The sequence below is a fragment of the Streptomyces sp. NPDC057099 genome, from assembly GCF_042671245.1.
GTDB lineage: Bacteria > Actinomycetota > Actinomycetes > Streptomycetales > Streptomycetaceae > Streptomyces > Streptomyces purpurascens.
In genome coordinates this window covers 48,348-55,863 of the sequence record NZ_JBHUTX010000055.1, presented here as the reverse complement: position 1 = coordinate 55,863, position 7,516 = coordinate 48,348, and the positions used below count along the sequence as shown (strand labels likewise).

At 70.0% G+C, this 7,516-nt stretch carries 8 protein-coding genes and 1 pseudogene; 3 read left to right on the top strand and 6 right to left on the bottom strand.

Going from position 1 to position 7,516, the window contains the following annotated elements; translation table 11 throughout:
• Nucleotides 1-46: 46 nt before the first annotated feature.
• On the bottom strand, nucleotides 47-457 hold the full coding sequence (locus ACFT4A_RS37295; RefSeq protein ID WP_382839643.1) for a MerR family transcriptional regulator: 411 nt from the start codon (nucleotides 455-457) through the stop codon (nucleotides 47-49).
• 54 nt (nucleotides 458-511) lie between these two features.
• Here ACFT4A_RS37295 and ACFT4A_RS37290 point away from each other — a divergent pair, with 54 nt between their 5' ends.
• On the top strand, nucleotides 512-1,372 hold the full coding sequence (locus ACFT4A_RS37290) for an alpha/beta fold hydrolase (RefSeq protein WP_382839641.1): 861 nt from the start codon (nucleotides 512-514) through the stop codon (nucleotides 1,370-1,372).
• Nucleotides 1,373-1,395: 23 nt separating this feature from the next.
• On the opposite strand, the gene ACFT4A_RS37285 is transcribed toward ACFT4A_RS37290, so the two are convergent.
• Nucleotides 1,396-2,109 (bottom strand): haloacid dehalogenase type II, encoded by a 714-nt coding sequence (locus tag ACFT4A_RS37285; RefSeq protein ID WP_382839639.1) that lies wholly within the window; start codon nucleotides 2,107-2,109, stop codon nucleotides 1,396-1,398.
• Nucleotides 2,110-2,192: 83 nt separating this feature from the next.
• Between ACFT4A_RS37285 and ACFT4A_RS37280 the strand changes: the two genes are divergently transcribed.
• Nucleotides 2,193-2,732: a CGNR zinc finger domain-containing protein gene (locus tag ACFT4A_RS37280; protein WP_382839637.1), complete on the top strand. Its 540-nt coding sequence runs from the start codon at nucleotides 2,193-2,195 to the stop codon at nucleotides 2,730-2,732.
• Nucleotides 2,733-2,821: 89 nt separating this feature from the next.
• Nucleotides 2,822-2,968 carry a hypothetical protein gene (locus ACFT4A_RS37275; protein WP_382839635.1) on the top strand — a complete coding sequence of 49 codons (147 nt, stop codon included), beginning with the start codon at nucleotides 2,822-2,824 and terminating at the stop codon, nucleotides 2,966-2,968.
• 40 nt (nucleotides 2,969-3,008) lie between these two features.
• On the opposite strand, the gene ACFT4A_RS37270 is transcribed toward ACFT4A_RS37275, so the two are convergent.
• From ACFT4A_RS37270 to ACFT4A_RS37255, 4 genes and pseudogenes are all read right to left on the bottom strand, one after another.
• Nucleotides 3,009-4,763, bottom strand: coding sequence for an NAD+ synthase (locus ACFT4A_RS37270; RefSeq protein WP_382839634.1), 1,755 nt, complete (start codon nucleotides 4,761-4,763; stop codon nucleotides 3,009-3,011).
• A gap of 76 nt (nucleotides 4,764-4,839) precedes the next feature.
• Nucleotides 4,840-5,595, bottom strand: a pseudogene (locus tag ACFT4A_RS37265) (S8 family serine peptidase); the annotation flags it as partial.
• A 627-nt stretch (nucleotides 5,596-6,222) separates the two neighbouring features.
• Complete coding sequence (locus ACFT4A_RS37260) at nucleotides 6,223-6,840, bottom strand: DUF305 domain-containing protein (RefSeq protein ID WP_382839632.1); 618 nt, start codon at nucleotides 6,838-6,840, stop codon at nucleotides 6,223-6,225.
• Nucleotides 6,837-7,505: a DUF3105 domain-containing protein gene (locus ACFT4A_RS37255; RefSeq protein ID WP_382839631.1), complete on the bottom strand. Its 669-nt coding sequence runs from the start codon at nucleotides 7,503-7,505 to the stop codon at nucleotides 6,837-6,839. Before ACFT4A_RS37255 ends, ACFT4A_RS37260 begins: the two co-directional genes overlap by 4 nt.
• Between the last annotated feature and the right edge of the window lie 11 nt (nucleotides 7,506-7,516).

Here is a 7,516-nt window from a genome sequence, read left to right as displayed (position 1 = left end):
CCGTGGGGTTGGTCCCACGGGCCGCCGCTCTGTGTGTCCAGGGCTGTCAGGACGTTGTCGACGGCGTCACGTGCTCGTTCCCGCGCAGCGGGACGCTCTCGGCGTAGTTCGTGCACGAAGCGCATCTGGTGAGCAGACCGTGCTCGCAGTCGATCACGTGGACGAGGAAGCGTTCGGCATCCTCGAGCTGCGCTCGCTGCGTCCGGATCCGGTGGAGCTGCCGCTCGATCGCGCCCTGCCGCTCGGGTTCACCCCGGTGCAGAACCTGCCGGATCTCCGGCAGGCTCATGCCGACGCCCTGGCACGCCCGCAGGACCCGCAAACGATGCAGGTGTTCCTCGCTGTAGTCCCGATGGCCCGACGGTGTGCGGTCGGGCACGACGACGCCCATGTCGTCCCAGTGCCTCAGCACATGCACCGCCACGCCAAGACGGTGGGCGACCTCTCCGATCTTCATGAGGCCATTGTCCCCGCTTGACCTCAGGTCGACCTGAGGTTCTAGCGTCACCGTATGAATGCGAGTGATGCGCGGCTGCCGGATCCTGTCCACCTCACCGTCGACGGGACCGGCGTCGCGACATACGTACTGGCTCCCGAGGGGCGGGCTCCGCTGGGGGATGTGGTGTTCTGCCACGGCACACCGTGGTCGTCACAGGTCTGGGCGGAGGCCGCACGGCACCTGAGCAGCAGTCATCGGGTGTTCCTGTGGGACATGCCCGGTTACGGCCGGTCGCCGCAGGATCCGGCGGTACCGGTCGATCTCGCCTCCCAGATGTCGCGGTTCGCCCAGCTGCTCACGCACTGGGGCCTGGACAGGCCCTACGTCGTCGCGCACGACATCGGAGGAGCCGTGGCGCTCGGGGCTCATCTGCTTCACGGCGGCGAGTACGCGAGCCTGTTTCTCTGGGACGCGCTGACACTCGATCCCTGGGGATCGCCGTTCTTCCGTCTGGTCGCCGACCACGCCGACGTGTTCGCGCAGCTTCCGGCCGCGCTGCACACGGCCCTGGTCAGGGAGTACATCGCCGGCGCGGCACGCCACCAGGTGACAGCCGATTGGGTGGACGCCTTGACGCAGCCATGGCTGGGGGCGTCGGGCCGGCCGGCGTTCTACCGGCAGATCGCGGCGCTCCGGCCCGAACACACTCGCCCGGTCGCGCAACGCCTGGGGCAGGTGCGCTGCCCGGTGACGATCGGCTGGGGCGAGCAGGACCCCTGGCTTCCCGCCGACCAGGCAGCCCGCCTGCGCGACCTGCTCCCCGGAAATCCCCCCGTGACCCTGCTGGCCGAGGTCGGGCACCTCGCCCCTGTCGAAACGCCGTCGCGTGTGTCTCGCGCTCTAGGCGACTGGCTCGGCGTCCCGCAGGCGTGAGGCGTCCGGGCTGGTGCTGATGGTCAAGGTGACCCTGGCGCGGGCTGACCCGCTGTCAGTGCGCCGACCAGTTGATCGAGTCCGTCGAACCGTCCGTCGAAGTCGTCGGAGCTCGTCGGCGGATCCCCGACCGGCCGACGGACGTAGGCGGTCCGCAGACCCACCGCCCGCGCTCCGCGCAGGTCCCAGGCGTGGGCCGCCACCATGAGGACGCGCTCCGGTGGGCATCCGGCGGTGTCGACGGCGAGCCGGTAGACCTCCGGCGCCGGCTTGTAGGTGCGTACGGTCTCGGCGGACAGGGCCTGATGCCAGCGCAGCCCCGCATGCGCGTTGAGCCGCGGCAGGGCGGTGCGACTGGCGTTGGAGAGCCCGATCACGGGAAACCGCCGCGCGAGGTGCTCCAGCCCGGCGACGGAGTCGTCCCATGGAGGCAGGCGCTGCCCCGCCGTGGCCAGCCGGTCGACGACCGCCGGCTCCTCGATCCCGGCCCGCTCGGCGACACGCCGGGCGGCTTCCGCGTCGATGACCTGGGTGTTGGCGTAGGGGCGGTGCCCCTGCTGGATGCGTTGCTGCTCGCGCTCGCAGTACTGCTGCCACAGGGTGACCAGGTCGCCGACAGCCGCCTCGTCGGACGCGGGGGTCGCTTCGCGGATCGCGGCTCGAAGCCCGCCGGACTCGTCGACGAGCGTGCCGAGGACGTCGAAGACGACGGCCTCGATATCGCGGATCTCGTCCACGCGTCCTCCCGTTTCGCGTCGATGTCACCACTCAAGGGGGTGACGATGTTGTCACCGCTCCCGTCACCGGTCAAGATGGTGACGTGGCTTTCACCTTCGTGAGCGGCGACCCGGCCCTCGACCTGACCGGCACCGTGCTGTCCCGCCGAGACAAGCCCGTCGACCTCCTGTCGGCGCCCGCGGACCTGGAACGATGGGTGGCCGCGTGCGCCGGGCTCCCGGACCGGGTCACAGCTGACGCGACGACCTTCGCGTCAGCACTCGCCCTGCGAGAAGCGCTCTACCGCCTGGCCCTCGACCGCGTGCTCGACCGCCCCTTCGACCCCCGCAGCCTCGACATCGTCAACGGCACGGCTGCCGGGCCGGTGTGCGCGCTCGAACTCAGCGACCGGGGCGTGCACGTGTCGGGGAGCCTCTCCGCGACACTGTCCCAACTGGCCCGAAACGGCATCACGTTGCTGGCCGACCCCCACGTCTGCCTCAAGGAGTGCGGCCGCCCCGGCTGTACGCGCATCTACCTCGACCGGTCACGGGGTGCGCGGCGTGCTTGGTGCGGAATGGAGGAGTGCGGCAATCGGGTCAAGGCGGCGGCTTATCGGGCTCGGAGACGAGACGCTGTCTGACCGACGCGGCCGCGCGAAAGAGTGGCTCACCGCTGCTCGACCATGCCGACGACGACGGGCCCGACCTCACGCCCGCTCAGTGCGCCGCCATGCTGCCCCGACTGGAAGCGATCATCGGCAAGCGGCAGCACGGCGGCAGCGACCCGGTCCTCCGGCGGCGCATCGATGACACCCGCCAACTGATCGTCGTCATGAGACTCTGCCTGGACGAGGACGTCGGGCTCGTCTTCGGCTGAGCTGTGGGAGTCCGTGCTGTGAAACCGGACCCCTACCAGGTCAGACCGACTCCCGCCACCCATTCGTGATCGGCAGCCGTCGGTCCTTCCCGAAGCCCTTCGCCGAGATCTTCGTGCCCGGCGGGTACTGGCGTCGCTTGTACTCCGCCGTGTCGACCATGCGCAGGGTCTTCGTGACCAGCTCCCGGTCGAAACCGGCCGCCACGATCTCGTCCGCGCCCTTGTCGTGGTCGACGTACAGGTCGAGGATCGCGTCCAGCACCGGGTAGTCGGGGAGCGAGTCCGTGTCGACCTGGCCCGGGCGGAGTTCCGCGCTCGGGGGCTTGGTGATGGAGTTCTCGGGGATCGGCGGGGTCTGGCCGCGTTCCCGGGCGGCCCTGTTGCGCCACTCGGCCAGGCGGAAGATCGACGTCTTGTACACGTCCTTGATGGGGCCGTACGCCCCGACGGAGTCGCCGTAGAGCGTCGAGTAGCCGACCGCTAGCTCCGACTTGTTGCCGGGGGCCAGGACGATGTGGCCCTCCTGGTTGGAGATGGCCATGAGGAGCGTGCCGCGCAGGCGCGACTGGAGGTTCTCCTCCGCCAGGCCCGTCAGGCCCAGCGAACCCATGTACGCGTCGAACATCGGCTCGATGGGCACGGTCCGGTAGTTCAGGCCCGTGCGGTGGGCCATCTCCGCCGCGTCGTCCTTGGAGTGGTCCGAGGAGTACTTGGACGGCATCGACACGCCGTACACGTTCTGCGCGCCCACCGCGTCGCACGCGATCGCCGCGACCAGCGCCGAGTCGATGCCGCCCGACATGCCGATCAGGACCGACTTGAAGCCGTTCTTCGCGACGTACGCCCGCAGGCCCACGACCAGCGCCGAGTAGACCTCCTCGTCGTCGTCCAGGCGGTCCGCGTAGCCACCGGGGAGTTCCCGCTCGTAGGGAGCGAGCGGCTTCTCCGAGAGGATCACGCGGTCGATGCGCAGACCGTCGTCGACGCCACCCGTGGGCGCGTCCTCCGACGCCGCCGGCAGGTCCAGGTCCAGGACCACGCAGCCCTCGTCGAACTGCGGCGCCCGCGCCACGACCTCGCCGTCCTTGTCCACGACGATCGAGTCGCCGTCGAACACCAGCTCGTCCTGGCCGCCGATCATGGCCAGGTACGCGGTCGTGCAGCCGGCCTCCTGGGCCCGCTTGCGGACCAGCTCCAGGCGCGTGTCGTCCTTGTTGCGCTCGTAGGGGGACGCGTTGATCGACACCAGCAGGCCCGCCCGCGCCGAGCGCGCCGCCGGGACCCGGCCGCCGTCCTGCCAGAGGTCCTCGCAGATGGCCAGGGCGACATCCACACCGTGGACGCGCAGCACCGGCATGCTGTCGCCGGGCACGAAGTAGCGGAACTCGTCGAAGACGCCGTAGTTCGGCAGGTGGTGCTTGGCGTAGTTGAGGACGACCTCGCCGCCGTACAGCACCGCCCCCGCGTTCTGCGGCGCGCCGGCCGGCTGGCCGTACTTCGGCTGGGCGGTCGCGCTGCGGTCGAGATAGCCGACGATCACCGGCAACTCCCCGAAGCCCTCGTCGGCCAGGCGGGTGGCCAGAGCGCGCAGCGCCGCCCGGGAGGCCTCCACGAAGGACGACCTGAGGGCCAGGTCCTCGACGGGATACCCGGTCAGCACCATCTCGGGGAACGCCACGAGATGCGCTCCCTGCTCGGCGGAGTGCCGGGTCCAGCGGACGATCGACTCGGTGTTCCCGGCGAGGTCGCCGACGCTCGAATCGATCTGGTTCAGGGCGAGACGTAGTTGAGGCACGGGCCCAGTGTAATCGTCAGAGCGACGCAATGGGGTGGTGTGAGTGACCCCACACCACCCCGTCCACGGTCGGTGATCAGCGACGGCGGTACGACTCGACGTAGCCGCTCGCGGGGGTGCCGACGCCGGTGACGTCGTCGTAGCCCTTCACGGCCGCGAGCGAGCTGTCCTTGCCCAGGCTGCGCACGGACGTGGCCAGACCGTCCGTGGCGTCGTAGCCGTTCACGAAGTCCACGCGGGCCACGGCGAGGCCGGAGCCCGTCGGGTCGTCGGTGACGTCGTGGTAGGCCTTCGAGCCGGCCTTGGCGTAGATCGCCGGGTTGGCGAAGCCGATCGGCTTGCCGCCCCGGGCCTCCTGGGCCAGGGCCTGGATGGCCGCTATCGTCGGCGCGGCGAGGGAGGTGCCGCCGATGCGGTACTCGCCGTACGCCTGCGTCTTCCCGTCCGGCTGGGTCTGCGTCTGGCCGACCAGGAAGCCGGTGTTCGGGTCGGCGATCGCCGCGATGTCGGGCACGACCCGGTTGCCGGTGGCGTTGTCGGCCTTGGCCAGCGCGTCCGGTACGACGCCCTGCTGGTAGCCGGGCTCCGCCACCGTCTTGCTGGTGCCGCCGCCCGCGCCGGAGGTGAAGGCGCCGGGGAAGTCCGTCCAGCTCTTGCCGTCGGCCGACAGGGTGGCCTTCTCGGTGCCCCAGCCGGTCTCCCAGAGGTACTGGTCGCCCTTGCCGACGGCCAGCGAGGTGCCGCCGACGGCGGTGACCCACGCCGAGTTGGCCGGCGAGTCGACCTGCTTCGTCCCGGAGCTGGCGACCTCGTCGCCGTCGTCGCCGGAGGAGTCCAGGCCGGTGACGGTCAGCACGGCTTCGTTCAGGTTCCGGTGATATTCAATGGTGCGGCCCCGACCCCTTGGAGAGGCCGGGGCCGAGCGCACGCCGGGTGCTGATGCCGACAGGGACAGCAGCTCTGCTGCCGTGATCCAGCTCGCGGCTGGATCTCATGGAACCGTTCCTGGGCGGCGTACAGCTGGGCCGCACACCGGCACGCCCCGAACGGTGTTGGGCGCACTGGTCGCCCGCTTTCTCACTCGGGCGGCGACGCGGATCGCGTCCGCGGTCCGTCACGAGAGGGCGGGGTCCCTCACGACCTGACCCGGCGGGTGTGGCCAGGGGCGGCGGAGAGGCCCTGAACCATCCTCTGGTGGAGCAGGGGCCCCGCGCGCTGGCGCCGCACCTGTGTCGCAGGTCGCTTGTCGAACGTAGTCAGCCACTCGGCGGACCATCAAGGGATGTCGCCTATTGTCACTCGATCGAGCGGTGTGTAGGTACCGGCCCGGCCACTCTCGCGACGAACCGTTCATGTCAGGGGAATGCGAAGCCCAAGAAGCGCCCTGGGCAGGCCAAGAAGTGCCCAAGGCGCCGTAAGACAGGGCGATTTGAGGCTTACGCCCCAAGGGGTCCGTACGCTACGAGCGCGGCGCGGCGCCCCGCTCCTTCAGCAGGTCCGTCATCAGGCCGATCTCCGACTGCTGCGCCTCCACCATGCCCTGGGCGAGCCGCTTCTCGACGCCGACCGTGCACCTCTCCACACAGCCCTCGGCCATGTGGACGCCGCCCTTGTGATGGTCCGTCATCAGCTGCAGGTAGAAGATCTCCGCCTGCTTGCCGTTCAGCGTGCCGAGCTTCTTCATCTCGGTGTTGGTCGCCATGCCCGGCATCAGCGCGCCGTCCTTGCCGGAGGCCATGCCGCCCATGTCCATCCAGGCCATCGGCTCGGAGGACACCTTGGGCAGCCCCCACAGATCGAGCCAGCCGATCATCATGCCGCGCTGGTTGGCCTGGGTCTGCGCGATGTCGTACGCGAGGCGCCGCACGTCCTCGTCCTTCGTGCGGTCGCGCACGATGTACGACATCTCCACGGCCTGCTGGTGGTGCACCGCCATGTCCCGCGCGAACCCGGCGTCCGCGGACTCGGCGGAGGGGGTACGGCTGCTGCCGTCGTCCCCGGCGACGGCGTAGGTGATCGCACCGGCCGCGACGAGCGCCGTCACGGCGGCCCCGGCGATCAGACCGACGTGCCTCACTGCGACAGCCCGTTCGTGCAGGCGGCACCCGGCTCGGGCGTCTGCTCGCCCTGGACGAACTTCTCGAAGAACTTGTCGACGTCGGGGTCGCTCGCGCTCTTCACCGTGCGCTGGTGGCCCCACGCCGACAGCATGATCGGGTCCTTCTGGTCGTCCATCGGGCTCATCAGCGTGTACGGCGTCTTCTTCACCTTCGCCGCGAGCGCGTCGATGTCGGCCTTCTTCGCGTCGGCGTTGTACGTCACCCACACCGCGCCGTGCTCCAGCGAGTGCACGGCGTTGGTGTTGTCGAGCTGCTTGGTGTAGACGTCCCCGTTGCAGTTCATCCAGGCCTGGTTGTGGTCGCCGCCGACCGGCGGCTCGGAGGCGTACTTCACGTCCTTGGTGACGTGGTTGCGGGCCAGCTTCCCCTGCCAGGTCTTCACGCCGTCCTCGCCCGTGACGAACTTCCCCTTGGCCGAGGAGTCGCTCGCCGCGGTGTCACTTCCGCCGTCGCCGGACTGGGACCGCACGAGCACGACACCGCCGCCGACGAGACCGCAGACGACCACCACGCTGGCCGCGATGACGAGGATCCGGTTGCGCCGCTCACGGGACTGCTCGGCGCGCCGCATCTCCTCTATCCGCGCCTTGCGTGCCGTGCTGCTCTTGTTGGCGGAGCCCATGAGGTGCCCTT

Excerpts from the sequence above, each read along its gene's own strand:
- ACFT4A_RS37295 (WP_382839643.1), bottom strand. The coding sequence starts at position 457 with ATGAAGATCGGAGAGGTCGCCCACCGTCTTGGCGTGGCGGTGCATGTG.
- ACFT4A_RS37290 (WP_382839641.1), top strand. The coding sequence starts at position 512 with ATGAATGCGAGTGATGCGCGGCTGCCGGATCCTGTCCACCTCACCGTC.
- ACFT4A_RS37275 (WP_382839635.1), top strand. The coding sequence starts at position 2,822 with ATGCTGCCCCGACTGGAAGCGATCATCGGCAAGCGGCAGCACGGCGGC.
- ACFT4A_RS37255 (WP_382839631.1), bottom strand. The coding sequence starts at position 7,505 with ATGGGCTCCGCCAACAAGAGCAGCACGGCACGCAAGGCGCGGATAGAG.